This is a genomic window from Neobacillus bataviensis LMG 21833, from assembly GCF_000307875.1.
GTDB lineage: Bacteria > Bacillota > Bacilli > Bacillales > Cytobacillaceae > Neobacillus > Neobacillus bataviensis.
Genome location: NZ_AJLS01000132.1, coordinates 71,265 through 91,060 on the forward strand (window position 1 = coordinate 71,265; position 19,796 = coordinate 91,060).

Below are 19,796 nucleotides of genomic sequence, written 5' to 3' on the forward strand. Positions count from 1 at the left end.
TGTATATGCCGAAACTGTGACAATTTGGAGAATCTTTATGTTAAAAAAATTCAACTGGAAAAAGCAAGCCTATATCCGCTTGCTTTCTAAAGATGTTTTTTCAATTCGTTTAATACTTTTTTGGAAACACCTTCAATGATCACATTCAAATCATGTTCAGACAATCCTTGGCCTATTGAAGGAGTTACTTTTTTTGAGTGGATGCCCTCTGGAGTATCCACTCCAAGCGGTGACTTCCCCGCGATTCCCATTTTTGTTTTCATTTCCACTAGTGTTTGAACATGCGTTTTTGAAAGTTCCCTGTCTCCATTAAGCTGCTTGGCAATCCAATTAATTTTCGCCGTAAATTCAATGGATTCCAATAAATAGTAAGCGTGTTCCAAATCCTTGCCCCAAGTTAACGTACCGTGGTTTTCTAATAACACCCCTTGGTGCTCGTGAACGTACTTCTTTACGGCATTTGGTATTTCTTCCGTTGAAGGAGTGCCATATTCTGCAATCGGTATCGTTCCAAGGAAGACAACTGACTCTGGCATGATCGCCTGATCCAAGGGGATGCCTGCAATGGCAAAGGCCGTAGCAAATGGGGGATGAACATGAACAACAGCTTGGATGTCAGGCCGCTCCTGATAGACCAGAAGATGCATTTTCATTTCGGAGGTAGGACGGTAATCCCCATCAAGAACATTGCCTTCCTTATCCACCTTGATAATCATTTCTGGTGTCAAAGAGCCTTTACTGACACCCGTTGGCGTAATCAGAAATTCATTGTCACTAATTCGAATGGAAATATTCCCATCATTGGCCGCCACAAAGCCTTTATCGTAAATCCTTTTTCCGATATCACAAATTTGTTTCTTATATTTAATTTCTGTAATCATATGGTACCCTCTTTCACATGTTCATTGAAAAAGTTTTGGCAGCTCTTCCTGATAATTTCCTGTTAGTATACCCTTTTCGGTAATAATAGCCGTAACCAGTTTATGTGGTGTAACATCAAACGCCGGATTAAATACCTTTACACCTTCAGGAGCGGTTCTTTTTCCAAAACCTTCAGTGATCTCTGACGCATCTCTTTCCTCAATTGGAATATTTGCACCGGTTTTGGTTTCAAGGTCGATGGTAGAGATTGGTGCGGCCACATAGAAAGGAATTTGATGGGCTTTTGCCATTAAAGCCACACCATAGGTGCCAATTTTATTTGCTACATCTCCGTTTGCCGCGACACGGTCACAGCCAACAATCACGGCTTGCACCCAGCCTTTTTGCATCACCATTGCCGCCATGTTGTCAGTAATAAGGGTAACATCAATCCCTGCCTGCATAAGCTCCCAGGCAGTCAAGCGGGCACCTTGCAAAAGGGGTCTCGTTTCATCAGCAAAAACCTTGATATCCCAGCCTTTTTCCTTTGCTAAATAAAGCGGTGCAAGGGCTGTCCCATATCTTGCAGTAGCGATTCCGCCCGCATTACAATGTGTTAGAATCCCCATTCCATCTTGTAAAAGTGTTAACGCATGCTCACCGATCGTGCGGCACACTTCTTCATCTTCATTGCGGATCAAATGTGCTTCATTTTCTAATGCTGCTATAATTGCTGCAACTGACTGGTTCTTTTCTTTACGTGCTCTTTCATCCATTCGTTTCAAAGCCCAGAATAAATTAACAGCCGTTGGACGAGAGGTTGCAAGATAGTCTGATTGTTTTTTAAATTCTTGATAAAAATCATCAAATGAACTTTCGGGGACATCCTTTATTCCTAGTAATAGTCCATAGGCTGCTGCGATGCCGATTGCTGGTGCACCACGGACTTTTAATTGCTTAATGGCATCCCAGGCATCTTCAATTTTGGTGATTTCAAGAAATTCCGTCACGTTTGGAATTTTCGTTTGATCGAGTATGTGTAAGACACCATTTTCATAGTAAACAGATTGTAAAAACGCTTCTGCCACTAAAATCATCTCCTCTACTATATATATAAGCCTCTACAAAAGCGCATTTTTCTACCTTTGTTCATTTTAACAATATTCGTGATGGATGCAATACATATGTTGTTATGATTCTGCTATCGGAAAGGGATAAATGACGTTTCGCAAATAATTTAGATGGTTTCGCAAATAAACTAGATAGTTTCGCAAACAAAATTAATTTTGATGGTTTTATACGGAAAAAGAGCAGGAAATCCCGCCCTTTTCCTATTTATTCTATTAACGAGCGTTTTTGCTTAAGGAGTTCATTAAATTCTTGGTCTAATTGTTGATATTTTGGGTCTTTTTGATCAATAATCGACAATTCACCTAATATAGCCGCAATTTTATTTTCAATAACTAAAAGTTTTTCATACTTGTCATCGGTTTTCTTTGTATTAAAATAGTCCTCCGGTTTCATTTCAACCCGCTTAATTTGTTGATTGTCAAACACCAGTAGCTGAACACAAAGTTTATTCAAAAAATAGAAATCATGGGAAACGGTGATAATAGTGCCCGTAAACTCACTTAAGGTTTTCTCAAGCTGTTCCCTGCTTGGTAAATCCAGATGATTTGTTGGCTCATCCAAAATGAGAACGTCATATTCCTTCATGAGGATGTCGACAAGCTTTACTCTTGTTCTTTGTCCGAGGCTTAACATTCCAATGGGCTTGATTATATGGTCTTCCTTTAAACCCAAATTGGCTAGTAATGTTCGTGCCTTTAGAATGTTCTCCCTATCGGTATACCCCAATGCCTCCAGTGTCGATTGATCTACCGGTAAATCAGCAACATCCTGGCTTAGATAGGCAATTTTACTGGACTCACTCTTCCACAATTCACCTTTAGATGATGCTTCCATACCAAGAATCATTTTTATTAATGTAGTTTTCCCGCAACCATTTTCCCCTAACAGGCCAATACATTCACCTTGATTAATATAGAAATGGGAATCATGAAAAAGGATCCTGTCATCAAAGACTTTCGTAAGCATTTTTGCTTCAATAATCCGTTTACCTCTCTTCCCGTGATGATCAAACTCAAATCGAATTTTTGCTTCATCAAGAGGTTTCTCTTTCCTTTGTTTTTCAAGCTCATTTTCCAGCCGTTTCATTTTCGATTTTACCTGATTGTCTCGCTTTTTTGCCTTTACCCGATGATATTCCTTAGTGCCCTCTTGTTTTGTCGAACTCCGATGAGCTTTTTCGGACCATGTTTTTAACTGTTCCATTTGACCTTCAACCAATTCTATTTGGCGCTGCTGTACATTGTATTGGTGCCGCTGATTTTCTAGTTGCAGCTGTTTTACCTTTCGATAATCGCTGTAATTCCCATTGTATAAATGTATCTTGCCATTTTCTATTTCGAAAATTCGATTGACTGTCTGATCTAAGAAATGGCGGTCGTGCGAGATGATCATAACAGGGCCATGAAACTTTGTTAATTCGGCAATAAGCCAATCAATTCCGGTAAAATCCAAATGATTGGTTGGTTCATCCAAGATTAATACATCCGGCTTTGATGCCCAAACCATTGATAGCGCTAGCTTTAGCTTTTCCCCGCCACTTAAGTGTGATAGCCTAGTATCTTTCCAATCATATAACTTTCGTAGACCCAGTTGGCTTGCATGCTGAAAAAGGTCATTATCGACAGCGCCTGCCAAAGATTCATGGAAATCATTCACTTCATAGTCAATCGATTGTGTAAGGTATCCTATTTTTAAGTCGTTTGGTTTCTCAATAACACCTTTGTCCGGTATAAGCTTGCCGATTAGGAGATTGGCTAGCGTGGTTTTACCAGTACCATTTAGTCCGACGAGACCTATCCTCTCACCATTTTTAATCTCAAATTGAATATTGTCTAATACTTTTTGTAAATGAAAGCTTTTTTCTACCCCTTTTACATTTATCAAAACTGAATTTTGTTTTTTAAACATAAAAAAACCTCCTTCTTGTGAACCTGAAGAAAGTTTATGCCGTATATGGTATCGTTCACCGCCTTGAAATAAGGACAGCAAATAAACCTAAAAAGGGTTGGAATGATACGATAAGGACATAAAAAGGACATACTAATCCTATTCTTCAAGTTCTTCATTTTCGTTTATTCGAATAATGAACTGAAAAAATAAGATTATAACTTCATGCCTCTTTACCATTCCTTTTCGTTTGATACTTTTATTTTATTCAAGAATCATGGATCTTGTCAATCGAAAAAACACCATGCCAACCTCGGCATGGTGTTTTTTGTTCATTACGCTTGTAATTTTTCACGTAGAACCATTTGCAGGATTCCTCCGTGACGGTAGTAATCAATTTCAACTTCAGAATCAAAGCGAACAAGAACTTCGAATTCTTTCTTGTTACCAGCTTCGTCAGTTGCAGTTACTTTTAGAAGATCACGTGGTTTAACGTTTTCGTCCACTTGAACGTCAATCGTTTCTTTACCAGTTAGACCAAGTGTTTCTGCGTTTTCGCCATCTTTAAATTGAAGTGGAAGCACACCCATTAACACAAGGTTTGAACGGTGAATACGTTCAAAGCTTTCAGCAAGAACTGTTTTGATGCCTAGAAGGTTCGTACCTTTCGCAGCCCAGTCACGTGAAGAACCCATTCCGTAATCTTTACCAGCAAGAACAATCAAGCCAGTGCCATTTTCTTTGTACTTCATACAAGCATCGTAAATCGATGTCACTTCGCCAGTTGGCCAGTAAGTTGTTACTCCGCCTTCTGTACCAGGTGCGATTTGGTTACGGATACGAATGTTTGCGAATGTTCCGCGCATCATGACTTCATGGTTACCACGGCGTGAACCGTAAGAGTTAAAGTCGCGAGGCTGTACGCCTTTTTCAGTCAAGTATTTACCGGCTGGAGTATTTTTGCCAATAGCTCCTGCAGGTGAAATATGGTCAGTTGTTACAGAGTCACCGAATTTACCAACCACGCGAAGCCCTGTTAGTGGCTCAACAGTACCTGGTTCTGGTGATAACCCTTCAAAGAATGGCGGGTTTGCAATGTAAGTTGAATCTTCATCCCAAGTATATAATGGCTCATTGCTTGTTTGAATTTGGTTCCATCGCTCGTTGTCACCGAACACGTTCTCGTATTCTCTACGGAATAATTCAGGTGTCACCGTGCGTTTAACCACATCATTTACCTCTGCAGTAGATGGCCAGATATCTTTGAAGAAGACATCGTTGCCGTCTTTATCTTTCCCGACTGCTTCTGTAGCAAAATCGATGTTCACAGTACCAGCAAGTGCGTAAGCAACAACAAGTGGTGGTGAAGCAAGGTAGTTTGCTTTTACAAGCGGATGAATCCGTCCTTCAAAGTTACGGTTACCTGAAAGGACAGATGTCACTAATAGGTCGTTTTCCGCAATGGTTTTTTCAATTTCTTCTTTTAATGGACCAGAGTTACCGATACATGTTGTACAGCCGTACCCAACTAGGTTGAAACCGATTTGCTCAAGGTATGGAAGTAAGCCGGAATCACGAAGGTATCCTGTTACAACTTTAGATCCTGGTGCCAAAGAAGTTTTTACAAACTTAGGAACTTCCATTCCTAATTCAACAGCTTTCTTTGCAACAAGTCCCGCACCCACTAAAACATATGGGTTAGAAGTGTTTGTACAGCTAGTGATGGAAGCAATCGCTACTGCTCCTGTTTTAATATCCGTTTCGTCACCATTGTTGAATTTAACCGTTGCTGATTTATCAAGCTCATCAGTTTGTAGTCCGAAGCCTTGGTTTCCTTGTGGTGCAGAAACAGCTTTTACGAATTCTTGTTTCATTTTTGAAAGTGGAATTAAATCTTGTGGACGCTTAGGGCCAGAAAGATTTGCTTCAATTTCAGTAAGGTCAATTTCGATTACATCCGTATAAACTGGTTCAAATGATGGATCGAAGAATAGTCCGTTTGCTTTGCAATATTCTTCAACAACCTTCACTTGTTCTTCTTCACGGCCTGTTAAGCGCATATATGCAAGTGATTCATCATCAATAGGGAAGAATCCGCATGTTGCACCGTATTCAGGAGCCATGTTGGCGATCGTAGCACGGTCTGCAAGTGGTAATGATGATACACCAGCACCGAAGTATTCAACGAATTTACCGACCACACCGTGTTTACGAAGTACTTGTGTGACTTTAAGGGCTAGGTCAGTTGCTGTAGCACCGTTTGGAAGCTCGCCATTTAATTTAACCCCAACTACTTCTGGAACTGGGAAATAAGAAGGCTGACCAAGCATACCTGCTTCTGCTTCAATACCGCCTACGCCCCAGCCAAGAACACCAAGACCGTTGATCATGGTAGTGTGGGAATCTGTACCAACTAATGTATCTGGATATGCTTCTAGTTCTCCGTTTGATTCAGCAACATGGACAACATCTGCTAAATACTCAAGGTTAACTTGGTGAACAATCCCTGTTGCTGGTGGAACAGCACGATAGTTGTTGAATGATTTTTGTGCCCAGCTTAAAAATTGGTAACGCTCAGCATTACGTTCGAATTCATAATCCATGTTAATTCTTAAAGCATCCGCAGACCCATAAGCATCCACTTGTACGGAGTGGTCAATAACTAAATCAACCGTTTTTTCTGGATTGATTTTGTCTGGGTCGCCGCCTAGGTCTGCCATTGCTTTTCTTAAAGAAGCAAGGTCAACAACCGCTGGAACACCTGTAAAGTCTTGTAGGATAACACGAGCTGGTTTGAATGGAACATCCACTTCTTTCAACTCATCTGTTCCCCATTTTGCTAAGTTTTCAACATGCTCTTTTGTGATTACACGGCCATCATATTGGCGAAGTACAGACTCAAGTAAGACTTTCACGGAATATGGCAATTTAGATACTTTGCCAATCCCTGCTTCTTCTAGTGCATTTAAGCGGTAATAGTGGTAGCGTTTACCGTTGGCTTCAAAGGAAGCACGTGCGTTAAATACATCGTTTTTACCCATGTGTAAAAACCCCCTCATTCGTCATAATAGAACAAAATTAACGAAAAGTTGAAAAGTTTGAATTTTCCCATCCATCTTCACTTTTCTCACAATTCTAATCTTAATACAACCTTTTACATAAGTAAATAACAAGAAAGTTATTGTGTTTGATAAGTTTTTCTTATGCTTTTTATGTAATTTGTTCGGAATATTTTGAAAATCGCATTAATAATAGTGTGATCTTGGATTTAGGGAGAATTCTTATTTTCTTTATTATTATCTCAAAAAACTTTTTTCTTGTCATTTTTCAAGTCATAAAGGAAATAGTAACAATATACAGGAGGTGAAGGAAATGGTAAAACGAAAGTCTAATCATGTCATTCCGGGAATGAATGCCGCTAGCGGTCAAGGAAAAGGGGCAGGTTTCAATGAGGAATTTGCTAGTGAACCTGAAAAAACAGTTAAAGAGAGAATGAACAATAAAAAGCGAAAAAAGAATCAATAAGAAATGCGGAAGCGCCTTGGTCAGCCCCGACAGGCATAAGACGAACCGCGAGGAGGCGTTTCCCAGCCACCACAGCGGGGCGGCTTATGACCCGAGGGGCTAGGCGCTGGAGCTGGACAATAAAAACCATGCGAGCCCCCTTCCCTTCGGTCTGGGGACTCATCTGGTTTTTTATTCTGTCTGATTTACTTCGTGAACCATATTTTGTAAATCTTGCTGGAATTGTTCTAGTTGGGCTCTTTGGTGCTCTGAAGCAACTTCTAGTGCACTTTCTATTTGTTGGTACGCTTCATTGACTTCATTCTTTAAATGCTTCAGTTGATGACCATAACTGGCATTATCACTGACAATTGTTTCAAAAAGCCCTTGGGCCTCCTCATATCCTTGTTGTGCTGCTTGAAAAGCCTGTTGTTTGTCCTTGTTGTAAGGATATTTCTGCATGATTCATCTCACTCCTTCATTTTATTTACCCATTAAATTGCACAGAATAGAGAAAAATATTCGGGATAAAAAGATTTAATGATTGCATCCTAAATGGTGAGGAGGGATAAAAAATGAACAAAAACGATGGAAAAGATATGCGTAAAAATGCACCAAAGCAATCCGGGCAGCCAGAACCATTGAGCGGTTCTCACAAGGTAAAGAATCGCAACCATACCCGGGCAAAACATAACTCAAGTCATGATATGTGATTGAAAAAGAGCTCCAGCCATAAACCTGGCTGGAGCTGATAGAATTAAACTTCGCTTATACTCAGTAATGTTTCAAGCAGGAACTCCTCTTCTTCAGGTGTAACGGTTCTAAGGTCAAAGAGCACTTCTTCTTTTTGGATACGGGCAATAATGGCCGGCTTCGACTCTGTACGAAGCTTTCTACCAATCTGTTCCGCAGAAAGTGACTCGTGTTTTAAAGCTATGACCATCGTGGGTAGTACGACATCTGGCATCGTTCCCCCGCCCACTTGACTTTCATCTCTAAAAATTTTTGCTTGAAAAGCGTTAGATCTTTGTAACAATTTTGTAACAAAAACATGTGACCTTTCGTCTATTTCATTAATAGAAACTAATAAATCACGAATGACCGGTATATTTTGCATTGTGCTTTCGCCGCGGGCATAGTCAATTAATGTTCCTTCGAGTGCCGCTAATGTCATTTTATCAACGCGAACCACTCTTGCTAACTGATGTTTTTTTAAGCGGTCTATAATTTTCTTTTTTCCAGCAATAATTCCTGCCTGTGGACCGCCAAGGAGTTTATCTCCACTAAAGGTAACTACATCTGCTCCTAATTCAATGACCTCTTTCACAACCGGTTCTTCACCAATTCCATGCTTTTTGAAATCATATAGTGCACCGCTGCCTAAATCCTCATAAAAAATGACGTCAACCAAATTTTTTGTAAAATCAATGAGCTCTTCCGATTCAACCGATTCTGTAAACCCAACTACCTTAAAATTACTCGTATGTACCTTCATCACAATAGCGGTATCGGGTGTAACAGCATTTTCGTAATCGTAAAGATGGGTTTTATTGGTTGTTCCCACTTCTTTTAGGGAGGCGCCACTTTCCTCCATAATAGAAGAAATGCGGAAGGATCCGCCAATTTCGACAAGCTGTCCCCTTGAAACAATCACCTCTTTATTTTTTGCCAATGCCCTTAAAACAAGATAAACAGCAGAAGCATTATTATTGACGACCATTGCTGCTTCGGCACCGGTAATTTCTTTGAGTAGTGATTCCACATGACTATGGCGTGAGCCGCGTTCCCCTTCCAACAGTTTATACTCTAGATTGGAATAATTTCGTGCTGTTTCCACAACATGACTGATTGCGTTCTCACTTAATCTTGCCCTGCCAAGATTGGTATGTAAAATGGTACCAGTAGCATTGATCACTTTTTCGAGCGTATAGGAAAATTGTTTGTTTACATTTGTATTCATGGTGATATACAAATCATCAATGAATTGGTTTGTTCCTGGTATGGCTCCTTGCCATTCATCATGGAGGATAGAATCCCGAATTTGCTCAAGTGTATGTTTTAATTGCTTAGTAAGCTGAGTAGAATCAAGCCGACTCTCATTAAGAAGTGTTAAAAATTTATCATGATTTTGTAGTTCATGTACTGGTGGGATTGACCGTAACCATTCTTTCACGAAAAAAACTCCTTCATCCATCGTTCTTTTGCCCTATTATACCACATGGATTTCACGTTTTACCTTACACTGAATAAAATGAAACGAGCAAGGGGGATTAGATATGAAGAAAAAGAAACAGCCTCAAAATCAGACCTTAAATTTTGATTTAGTTGAAAAGTGGCTTGAGAATTTTTTTCTAGATCCGCTTACATCGTACTTTGATCAGACTCAATTCCAAATCGATCTTTATGAGACAGAAAAGCAATGGATTGTTGAGGCTATTTTAAGCGAATTTGAAGCATCAGAAATAAAGGTATTTATAGAAGAAAAAAAATTAACCATTTCTGCCTTGCAATACCCCCCAACTGCTGACCAGAACAAAAAGATGCGCTCGATTGAATTCCCTTTTCTCGTTACAACACAAGAAGTATCGGCTGCTTTTTCGAATGGAATTTTAGAAATCTTTATTTCAAAAACAGAAAAAGGATCAGGAAAAAACAGATTTATTACCCTGCCCTAAATATAAGGAAAAGGGATTTATTTTTTTACGTCGGTTAACATAATACTATTACTGACAAGAAAAGACCCTCATATAAAACGTATGAGGGTCTTTTCTATTTTGACTCGATGATTTCAATCATTTCTTTTGTATCCGGGAAAATACCTGTATCAAGCTTTGAATAGATCTTTTCCCCATTGACCGTGACCTCGAATGCGCCGCCTGAACTAGGAATAAGTTCTAACTTTTGAATGTTTCGATAAAAATGGTTAAACAGTTCTTCCGCGAAACTCGCAGCTTTAGGTGAATAGTTTCATTGCATGCAAAATTCAACAACAATATGATAATTCTTCAAAATTTCACCCTCCAAAACCGACGTTCCAACTCAAAGATTGTAAAAATAGTTTATCCTATTCCCTCTTGTTCCGCAAATGTTCTGCGCTAGTAGTGCGGAATGAAAGCGAAAGGGTTATACTAGTAAAATGGAGGTGGACATGTTGAGTGAACAAGAAAAAATTCGCCTAACCTCATTATCTACAAAGGCTGGTTGAGGCTGCAAAATTGGTCCTGAGGACCTGGCGCAAGTGTTGCGTCTATTACCTAAACAAGAACCTGTTCCCGAACTATTAGTGGGACTTGATACATCTGATGATGCTGGGGTTTATCAATTAACCGATTCCATTGCATTGATCCAGACGGTTGACTACTTTACCCCAATTGTTGATGATCCCTATATGTTCGGGCAAATAACGGCTGCGAACGCATTAAGCGATGTTTATGCAATGGGTGGTGAACCGAAAACAGTTTTGAATATTGTTGGCTATCCCATTAAAAAACTTGGTGCTGAAATGCTTTCCGATATCCTGCGCGGTGCCGCTGATAAAGTAAAAGAAGCTGGTGCAATCACCGTCGGTGGTCATTCGATTGATGATCAGGAACCTAAGTTTGGCCTATCAGTTACAGGCATCGTTCATCCTGATAAGGTATGGAAAAATGTCGGAGCAAAACCTGGCGATGCCCTAGTATTAACAAAACCAATTGGTGTCGGCATTCTGACTACTGGGATTAAAAGAAGTGTGGTAACCAGTGAGCAGGAGCAAATCGTAACCGAAACGATGGCGATGCTCAATAAAACGGCTGCTGAGGCGTTAATGAATTATCAACCACATTCCGTTACCGATGTAACTGGATTTGGCTTACTTGGACATGGCAGCGAAATGGCGCGGGGCAGTGATGTGAGCTTTGAGATTTCATTGAGTCAAGTCCCTGTACTTGAAGGTGCACTTGAATTAGCGCGAGATGGTGTCGTTCCAGGAGGATCCAAGTCCAATCATAAATGGTTAAGTGATGACGTCATTTATGAAGATATTCTTCCCGAAGAACAGCTCGTTCTCTGCGATGCAATTACCTCTGGTGGTCTTCTTGTTTCAATTCGTGAAGAGGATGCAGCGGAATATGTTGAAAAACTTAAATCTGCTGGGTTAGCTTGGGCGTCCATTATTGGGCGGGTTACGGAGAAAAAAGAGAAACTTATTTATGCAAAACGATGACAGCGAGGCCTTTTTGGGCTTTGCTGTTTTTTTATAGAAAAATCCTGAACCAATATGGTCCAGGATCTCAAATTATAATTTTTGACGTAATTTTTCAATCATTTCCTTCGTCATTCTGTCTAAATCATACTCAGTTTTAAAGCCCCACTCAGCTTTGGCGACACTGCAATCAATCGAATTTGGCCAGCTATCGGCAATACTTTGCCGAGCAGGATCCACATCATAAGACATTTCAAATCCTGGGATATACTTGGCGATACTTGCAGCAATTTCTTCCGGCGCAAAACTCATCGCTGTCACATTAAAGGAATTGCGATGGATCAATTTCGAAGCATCTGCTTCCATTAAATCGATAATGGCATGTAAGGCATCCGGCATATACATCATATCCATGTATGTGCCCTTATCGATGTAGGAAGTAAATTTCCCTTTTTTAACTGCTTCATAATAGATTTCCACAGCATAATCTGTTGTCCCGCCGCCTGGTAGTGCCACATAGGAAATTAAACCGGGGAAACGTAAACCGCGAGTGTCGACTCCAAATTTATGGTGGTAATAATCAGCAAGCAACTCTCCAGCAACCTTGTTTACTCCGTACATGGTAGTTGGACGCATAATGGTATCCTGTGGTGTATGATCCTTTGGCGTAGTTGGTCCAAAGGCACCAATAGAGCTCGGAGTGAAAAATTGGGCATTTAGTTCTCGTGCTGTTTCAAGGCCATTCATCAGCCCGCCCATGTTTAAATTCCAAGCAAAAACAGGCTTTGCTTCTGCTGTTGCCGATAAGAGTGCTGCTAAATGCATCACCGTATCAACATTATACTTTTTGGCAGTTTCAACCATTTTGTTCAAATCGGTAACATCTACCGTTTCAAAAGGGCCACTTTGGGCAGCCTCGCTGTCATTCTTTTTAATATCTGTCGCAATAACATTATCCGCACCATATATTTCACGAAGCTTTAACGTTAGTTCTGACCCAATTTGTCCTAATGCACCTGTGATTAAAATACGCTTCATCGTTGTTTCTCCGTCCTCTTCACTTATGCTGTCTAAATCTGTCTACTTAAAGGTACGTTACCCACTTGTCTATAGTGCCATAAACTATATTAAATAACGCCCATTTCTTTCCCGACTTTTTCATATATTGCAATGGCTTGATCAAGCATTTCCTTCGTATGAGCAGCAGTTGGCATATTACGGACACGACCGGTCCCTTTTGGAACAGTTGGGAACACAATTGCCTTCGCGTAAACACCTTCCTCATTTAGACGTTTACTAAATTGCTGTGTTAGGGATTCATCACCGATAATGCATGGGGTAATCGGAGTTTCACTGTTTCCAATGTTAAAGCCCAATTCTTTTAAGCCCTTTTTCAAGTAGTTGCCATTTTCCCATAACTTTTTGTTCAATTCGGTACTCTCCATTAAAATTTCAATGGACTTCTTACTAGCTGCCACATCTGCAGGAGTTAATGAAGTCGAGAAAAGGAATGGACGGCTGCGAACCTTTAGCCAATCAATTAAATTTTTCTTACCGGCCACATAGCCGCCAACGACACCGATTGCTTTTGATAGCGTGCCGATTTGGAAATCAATTTTATCAGATAGCCCGAAATGCTTGACTGTACCGGCACCATCACCAAGGACACCTGAACCATGTGCATCGTCAACATAAGTGATAAGGTCAAATTCTTCGGCGATTTTGACGATTTCAGGTAATAACGCAATATCTCCATCCATCGAAAATACACCGTCGGTAATAACCATGATTTTATTATAAAGGCCACACTCCTTTGCCTCTTTTGCTTTTGCACGTAAGTCTTCCATATCAGAGTGATTGACACGAATAATTTTAGCTTTGGAAAGGCGGCAGCCATCAATGATAGAGGCATGGTTCAATTCATCAGATAAAATCGCATCATTTTTGTCCATGACAGCGGAAATTGCCGCCATATTACAATTAAAACCAGATTGGTAAGCGATTGCTGATTCTGTGTGTTTGAATTCAGCTAATTTTTCCTCTAATTCAACGTGAAGCTTTAACGTCCCGTTGATGGTACGCACCGCACCAGCCCCAACGCCATATTTTTCAATCGCACCAGCAGCTGCTTTTTTTAACCGTTCATCTGTTGCCAATCCTAAATAGTTATTGGAAGATAGATTAATTAGTTCTTTGCCGTTAATTGTAATGACGGGTCCATTTGGGCTTTCAAGCGGATCAATGACATTGTATAATCCTTTGCCTTTTAAATCTTCAAGATTTTCATTTAAAAATTGTTCTAACGTGTGACTGGACACATTTCATTCCCCCTTCGTTATTAAAACACATTTGTCCATCTCCAGAGGACATTGTGTTGTTTATTAAACTGTGGTATGTACGGATTTACATTATATACTTTATCATATTTTTTTGTATTTGTTCACTACTGGAGGACAAATTTTTTATCTTTATTAGTGTGCCCAGGTTAAATTTAGGTTATTTCATTATTTTTCTAATGTGACGGTTAAACTTTTTCATGCCTGACCTTTTTGGTTATAAACAAGAACTAATCACATGTAACACAAAAACGCTTGGTCACTTCATGTCCAAGCGTTTTTGTTATATTCAAATCCATTTAACGTTTAGGTTTCTAGCAATTTTTTTGCTTTTTTTTCAACGATTGGTTTCACTTCGGTTGGATCTTCAGCTTGTTTTGCCCGTTTAATGAAGAAGGCAAGAACAAGAGCAATACAGGCAATTCCAACTGAAACGATAAATGAATCGTTGATTCCTTCCAACATCGCTTTCATGGACACCTGTTGTTTCATTTCAGCTAAAACAGATGGAGTTGGTTTCTCTGTTAAGTGTTTCATGGCAGATGTCATTAAATCGGCTGCATGGGTTTTCGTACGGTTAGTCATGATGGTGACAAGGAGCGCGGAACCTATTGCGCCCGAAACCTGTTGCAATGTACTGTTCATCGCGGTACCGTGTGGATAGAAACGTGCTGGCAATTGGTTTAAGCCATTTGTCATTACTGGCATCATTACCATTGACATCCCAAACATCCTTGCTGAATATAAAAGGATAAGATGTGTATAAGATGTATCAAGCGTTAATTTACTGAAAAAATAACTGGTTAGTACTGTTATGGTTAAGCCAATCACAGCTAAAATACGACCGCCAAATTTATCAAATAATTTACCGGTGATTGGAGACATGATTCCCATCAAAATTGCACCCGGGAGCATCATCAAGCCCGATTTCATCGGCGAAATCCCGCGAATCGTTTGGACATAAATGGGTAAAAGCAACATCGCTGAAAACATCGCCATCGAGATTACCACAGAAATGGCTGATGATAGAGCAAACATTGGGTATTTATAGATTCTAAATTCAAGCATTGGTTTTTCCAGTTTAAATTGACGGAAAATAAACAAGATCAATGCAATGGCACCAATGAAAATAGTTCCATAAACCTGTGGGCTATCCCAGCCCTTATTTCCGGCTGAACTAAATCCGTACAACAATCCACCAAAGCCAACGCTTGATAACACAAGCGATAGTAAATCAAGACGGATATCCACTTTAGCTTTTTTATCCTTAAGCAAAAATACCCCAATTAAAAGAACAACAACTGCTATCGGTGAGACAAAATGAAATAACATTCTCCAGTCATAATGTTCAATCATCCAACCGGATAATGTTGGGCCAACCGCTGGCGCAAAAATGAAAATGAGCCCGAAAAGCCCCATTGCCCCGCCTCTTTTTTCAGGTGGAAAGCTAGTTAACATCACGTTCATTAGCAGTGGCATCATGATTGCCGATCCAGAAGCTTGGATTAGTCGTGCAACTAACAACACAGGAAAAGCGGTAGAGAATCCTGCAAGAAAAGTACCAACCGTAAATAAGCCAATCGCGGTTAAGAACAAACCTCTTACGGAATATTTTTGAATCAGAAAGGCAGTTGCCGGTATCATAACCCCATTCACTAGCATATACCCTGTTGAAAGCCATTGTACGGTCGATGCTTCGACATTTAGGTCTTTCATAATCGATGGAAGTGCAACATTTAAAAGTGTTTCGTTTAACATAGCAATAAATGCACCAATCATAAGAATGGCAAGAATCCCATATGGTGGACGTTGATCATTTACATTAGTTGTTCCCATTATTAACCCCCTTGAACCATTAGTTCATATTTTTATACCATCATTACAAGAGAGTTATATAATAGCATCAACAGTCCATATTGCGCAACAAAAACTTTCCAATTAGGTCCTCCGGATATACTTTGTGTTTTTTTGTAAATAATAAAAGTGTTAAACATTAAATTGAGGGGGACTTGTATGCAACAGAATCAACAAGCTAAAGAGAATTTGGGTTCTATTATGAATCCAGAATTTGCCGGAACTAATCCTCAAAAAGTAAAACAAGAAATTCAAAAAGATGTAAGCGAAGGACAAGGTTCAATGACTTCCCGAGAGGCAGGCGCAATAAGAGATTAAAAATATAGGAAAAAAACAGACCAAATCACTTTGCGATTTGGTCTGCTAATTATTAAGAATGGTTTCTTTAAAACCTTCATATTCCCGTTGGCCATGCTGCTAAAAGTCGCTCGCTTTTTTCTCGTTTTGAGGTGAGTAGAAATTCCAATGATTGACAGAGGAATTTCCGTGTTTCATTTGGCTGAATGACATCATCGATTAGATGCTTTGCAGCCGCTTTGTAGGGTGAACTATCAAATGACCATAACTCTAGAAGTTTCTTTCTTTCCTCACTAGGATTTTCAGCCCGTGCAAGTTCACGTCCAAACACAACATTAATACCAACCTCAGGACCCGTAAAATTAATCTCTGCCGTCGGCCAGGCTACTACCAAATCGCCTCCCATTCCGGGTCCGCACATATTCCCATAGGCGGCACCGATGCTTTTTCGAATAACGACTGAAATTTTTGGTACCGTTGCTAGGGCTAATGCCTGATTCCACACCATGATTTTCGTTGGCATTTTTGCCCGCTCGGCTTCACTGCTGATCCGAAATCCCGGAGTATCGTGAAGAAAAATCAGCGGGATATGATAGGAATCGCACAGGCAAATAAATTCAGTTGCCTTTTGACATTCCTGAGATCCCGGTGCTCCTGCGAATTGGTTTGGCTGATTAGCAACAATACCTACTACATGCCCATTTAAACGAGCAAAGGTAGTAATAATTCCTTTGGCGAATTTCCGCTGAAACTCGAAAAATACACCATCATCCACCAGTGATTCAATGATTCTTTTCATATCATAGACACGATTTTTCTGCTGCGGCAAAATTGTTAATACCTCATCCACTAACCGATAGGGATCGTCGTTTGTTTTTCTAAAATTTGGTCGTTCCCCGGCGTGTTGCGGCATATAGGTAAAAAATGTCTTCAATTGTTCGATGCATTCCTCTTCTGAACCACCATCATCATCAATTTGCCCCGTGAATTTATTGTGGATATCTACTCCACCCAATTCTTCAGGTGATAATTTTTGTCCATTTGCCAGTTCAAGCATTCTCGGGCCGGCGATAGCCATACAGGTTCCCTGCAGCTGTGTGACAAAATCAGAGGAAACTGCCGTCCAAGTGGGTCCGCCAAAACTATCCCCAAGAATCGCTGTCATCGTCGGAACTTGCCGGTGTAGCGTGAGCATTTCACGTGGGAACAATTTATCGCTGATCCCGTCAGATCCCATTCCATCAGGCATCCGTAAGCCGCCGCCTTCATGGAGGGAGAAGATGGGCAGGCCGTTTTTTACAGCAAACTCGTGAATACTTTTTGATTTTCGGATATGGACATTTCCTTCAGTCCCGGCAAAAACAGTTTTGTCCCCTGCTTGAATAACAGCGGAGCGGCCATTTACTTTCCCAATACCGGCTAGGAGACCATCACCATAGCTCTTTCCCTCTGCCCCGCTGACATCTGACGTATTTAGCATCCCAAGCTCCATAAAGGTGCCGCTGTCGGCTAATTTTTCAATTCGTTCCCTTGCCGTTAACAGCCCTCGCTTATGCTGAGCGTTTATTTTTTCAGAGCCGCCACCCAAAAGGGCAACCTCTTTCTTTGCCCGCAACTCATTTGTTAGATTTTGTAACGATTCCATCTCTCTCTCCTATTCTTCTTTTAATAGTTTACGCAGTACTTTTCCAGATGGGGTGGCTGGAAGCTGATAAATGATTTCAATATATCTCGGATATTTATAAGCCGCCATCGTTTCTTTCGCCCATTGGATTAAATCTGCGGCTGTTAAAGTGTCCTTTTGCAATTCATGCAAGACGACAAATGCTTTCACCACTTCCCCTTTGACCGGGTCTGGAACGCCAATCACTGCAGATTGCCGAATCGCCGGGTGAAGATTTAAAAGCGCCTCAACATCTTCAGGAAAAATACTATAACCGGAGCTTTTAATCATTTCTTTAACCCGGCCAAGGAAAAATAAATAACCATCCTCGTCAAGGTACCCGATATCGCCGGTGTGAACCCAGCCATCCTTTAAGGTCGCAGCGGTGGCATCCGGTCGGTTTAGATAGCCTTTAAAAACGCCAGGGCTTTTAACAACAATTTCACCTTGTTTCCCGGCCGGCTGCTCCTTTCCTGTTTCATGATCAATGATCCGGATAGTAGTTTCAAAAATGGGGATACCGCAGGAGCCAAATTTAATTTTGTCCTTGGGCATAAAGGTATCACAGGTGTGGGTTTCACTTAACCCGTATGAAGCTTCATAAAGGGCGCACCCTTTCGTAACGGCCCGCCAGTTTTCTGCCAGTTCTTTTGTTATCTGAACACCAAAGCTTGTAGCCAAATTAGTTTTCAGGCTGGATAAATTTCTCTCCGAAATCCCTGGCAGTTGTAAAATCGCCCAATTCATTGGGGCAATGCTGTACCAAAAACTAACTGCGTACTTCTCAATTGCTTCAACAGTACCAAGTGGATCAAAGCGGGTGAACAGCACACAGGGTCTGCCCGTATAGACAGGCGTGTTTAAGCCCATGACCATTCCAGCTATATGACATAAAGGAGCACTGGCCATAAGGATTTCTTGGTCACTCATTCCGTTTGCCTGAACTGTCGCAGCTGTTTTAAATAGGGCATTGCCGTAAGTCAGCAGCGCCCCTTTCGGACGACCAGTAGTTCCTGATGTAAAAACCATCAATCCAACATCGTTCCATATATTCACATCTTCATTTTTTTCGTAAGGTAATTCGGTTTGGAGTATCTCGTAGAAATCATCGGTGTCAGTAAACGTTTGTTTTGGTAAAATAAGTTCCTCAGGAAACTTCCATTCACTTTTTTGGGGGAGAAAATCTTCGAAGTTGGTTGTTACATTAAACGCTAAAGTGCGGGTTTTCTCAATTGCCTTTTTTACCTGTGGATATCCTTCGGAACCAGCAATGATTCCTTCAATAGGTGCTTCTTCTAAATAGTAGGCTAACTCATTTTCTTTAAACATCGGGTTTAATGGAACCACGATCCCGCCCAGCTTCTGAATCGCAAAGTGAGCGATAATATACTGAGGGCAGTTTTGTAAATATAGGGCTACACAGCTGCCCTTCTTTACTCCCTTTCCTGCTAAATAATTGGAAAAACGGTTTACATAGTTGAGGAGTGCCCCCCATGTAATTTCAGCACCGTAAAAAATATAGGCAGTAGCAGATGGTTTTGTTTTCCCATGTTGTTCAAGGTAGGCAAAAAGCGGCTTTTCGCCCTGCAAATAAGCTAGTTCGGCTGGCAGCTGAGCCGGCCAATAAGGTCGAGTTTTTTCTACCATTTTCATTCCTCCGAATAAAGTAATAGTGGAAATTGTAATATAGTTTTGAATTTTCAAAAAAGGGGAACCCTGCTTTAATAGTAACGGAAAATGAATATGTATTCAATCCTTGTTTTAAGATAGGAACTATTTAATGAAAGTGCTCTTAAAAGGCGAACAATCCCCCTATTAACCCAATGATTGTTCGCATATTTTGAAATTTAGGGTTGAATTACACTTTCACCGTGTTATAATGTGTACATAAATTTATAAGGCTTCGCTCATATAATAGCAGGGATATGGCCTGCAAGTTTCTACCGGATTACCGTAAATAATCTGACTATGAGTGGGTAATGAGAAAAATGCACAGGTTAATCGTGCGCTTTTTCTGTTCCCTTTTGGACGCATAGCCCAAGGGTCATTGCCTCACTCGATTATTGAAGTGAGCGATGAT

General features: G+C 40.5%; 17 protein-coding genes and 1 riboswitch. Of the genes, 5 read left to right on the plus strand and 12 right to left on the minus strand.

Annotation, left to right across the window (positions count from 1 at the left end):
- Positions 1-86: 86 nt before the first annotated feature.
- The 4 genes from BABA_RS19900 to acnA form a co-directional block, all read right to left on the minus strand.
- Complete coding sequence (locus BABA_RS19900; RefSeq protein WP_007087038.1) at positions 87-881, minus strand: class II aldolase/adducin family protein; 795 nt, start codon at positions 879-881, stop codon at positions 87-89.
- A 21-nt stretch (positions 882-902) separates the two neighbouring features.
- Entirely contained in the window at positions 903-1,958 is a 1,056-nt protein-coding gene (gene mtnA, locus BABA_RS19905; RefSeq protein ID WP_040347024.1) for an S-methyl-5-thioribose-1-phosphate isomerase, read from the minus strand.
- Positions 1,959-2,196: 238 nt separating this feature from the next.
- Positions 2,197-3,900, minus strand: a complete 1,704-nt coding sequence (gene abc-f, locus BABA_RS19910; RefSeq protein ID WP_007087040.1) for a ribosomal protection-like ABC-F family protein — start codon at positions 3,898-3,900, stop codon at positions 2,197-2,199.
- 314 nt (positions 3,901-4,214) lie between these two features.
- Entirely contained in the window at positions 4,215-6,920 is a 2,706-nt protein-coding gene (gene acnA / locus BABA_RS19915; protein WP_007087041.1) for an aconitate hydratase AcnA, read from the minus strand.
- A 331-nt stretch (positions 6,921-7,251) separates the two neighbouring features.
- On the opposite strand from acnA, the gene sspO reads away from it, so the two are divergent.
- The gene (gene sspO, locus BABA_RS19920) at positions 7,252-7,404 is read left to right on the plus strand and encodes a small acid-soluble spore protein O (protein WP_007087042.1); all 153 of its coding nucleotides are present in this window, start codon (positions 7,252-7,254) and stop codon (positions 7,402-7,404) included.
- Positions 7,405-7,575: 171 nt separating this feature from the next.
- Here sspO and BABA_RS19925 read toward each other — a convergent pair whose 3' ends face one another.
- Complete coding sequence (locus BABA_RS19925) at positions 7,576-7,845, minus strand: hypothetical protein (protein ID WP_007087043.1); 270 nt, start codon at positions 7,843-7,845, stop codon at positions 7,576-7,578.
- A gap of 113 nt (positions 7,846-7,958) precedes the next feature.
- On the opposite strand from BABA_RS19925, the gene BABA_RS19930 reads away from it, so the two are divergent.
- On the plus strand, positions 7,959-8,096 hold the full coding sequence (locus BABA_RS19930; protein ID WP_007087044.1) for a small acid-soluble spore protein P: 138 nt from the start codon (positions 7,959-7,961) through the stop codon (positions 8,094-8,096).
- Positions 8,097-8,140: 44 nt separating this feature from the next.
- Here the strand turns inward: BABA_RS19930 and selA are convergent, their stop codons facing one another.
- The gene (gene selA, locus BABA_RS19935; RefSeq protein ID WP_040347027.1) at positions 8,141-9,556 is read right to left on the minus strand and encodes an L-seryl-tRNA(Sec) selenium transferase; all 1,416 of its coding nucleotides are present in this window, start codon (positions 9,554-9,556) and stop codon (positions 8,141-8,143) included.
- A gap of 103 nt (positions 9,557-9,659) precedes the next feature.
- Between selA and BABA_RS19940 the strand changes: the two genes are divergently transcribed.
- Positions 9,660-10,058 (plus strand): Hsp20/alpha crystallin family protein, encoded by a 399-nt coding sequence (locus BABA_RS19940; protein ID WP_007087046.1) that lies wholly within the window; start codon positions 9,660-9,662, stop codon positions 10,056-10,058.
- A gap of 94 nt (positions 10,059-10,152) precedes the next feature.
- Here the strand turns inward: BABA_RS19940 and BABA_RS28425 are convergent, their stop codons facing one another.
- Entirely contained in the window at positions 10,153-10,359 is a 207-nt protein-coding gene (locus BABA_RS28425; protein ID WP_338040028.1) for an Rdx family protein, read from the minus strand.
- Between the two features lie 172 nt (positions 10,360-10,531).
- Here BABA_RS28425 and selD point away from each other — a divergent pair, with 172 nt between their 5' ends.
- The gene (gene selD, locus BABA_RS19945; protein WP_420806015.1) at positions 10,532-11,587 is read left to right on the plus strand and encodes a selenide, water dikinase SelD; all 1,056 of its coding nucleotides are present in this window, start codon (positions 10,532-10,534) and stop codon (positions 11,585-11,587) included.
- A gap of 72 nt (positions 11,588-11,659) precedes the next feature.
- On the opposite strand, the gene BABA_RS19950 is transcribed toward selD, so the two are convergent.
- The 3 genes from BABA_RS19950 to BABA_RS19960 form a co-directional block, all read right to left on the minus strand.
- Complete coding sequence (locus tag BABA_RS19950; RefSeq protein ID WP_007087048.1) at positions 11,660-12,604, minus strand: L-threonine 3-dehydrogenase; 945 nt, start codon at positions 12,602-12,604, stop codon at positions 11,660-11,662.
- A gap of 89 nt (positions 12,605-12,693) precedes the next feature.
- Positions 12,694-13,884: a glycine C-acetyltransferase gene (locus BABA_RS19955; protein ID WP_007087049.1), complete on the minus strand. Its 1,191-nt coding sequence runs from the start codon at positions 13,882-13,884 to the stop codon at positions 12,694-12,696.
- Between the two features lie 324 nt (positions 13,885-14,208).
- Complete coding sequence (locus BABA_RS19960; protein WP_007087050.1) at positions 14,209-15,738, minus strand: MDR family MFS transporter; 1,530 nt, start codon at positions 15,736-15,738, stop codon at positions 14,209-14,211.
- 177 nt (positions 15,739-15,915) lie between these two features.
- On the opposite strand from BABA_RS19960, the gene BABA_RS27740 reads away from it, so the two are divergent.
- Positions 15,916-16,074, plus strand: coding sequence for a hypothetical protein (locus tag BABA_RS27740; protein ID WP_007087051.1), 159 nt, complete (start codon positions 15,916-15,918; stop codon positions 16,072-16,074).
- A gap of 76 nt (positions 16,075-16,150) precedes the next feature.
- Here BABA_RS27740 and BABA_RS19965 read toward each other — a convergent pair whose 3' ends face one another.
- Both BABA_RS19965 and BABA_RS19970 read right to left on the minus strand, forming a co-directional pair.
- Positions 16,151-17,698, minus strand: a complete 1,548-nt coding sequence (locus tag BABA_RS19965) for an acyl-CoA carboxylase subunit beta (RefSeq protein WP_007087052.1) — start codon at positions 17,696-17,698, stop codon at positions 16,151-16,153.
- A gap of 9 nt (positions 17,699-17,707) precedes the next feature.
- Positions 17,708-19,363 (minus strand): class I adenylate-forming enzyme family protein, encoded by a 1,656-nt coding sequence (locus BABA_RS19970; protein ID WP_040347030.1) that lies wholly within the window; start codon positions 19,361-19,363, stop codon positions 17,708-17,710.
- 240 nt (positions 19,364-19,603) lie between these two features.
- Positions 19,604-19,705: riboswitch (purine riboswitch) on the plus strand.
- Positions 19,706-19,796: the final 91 nt, after the last annotated feature.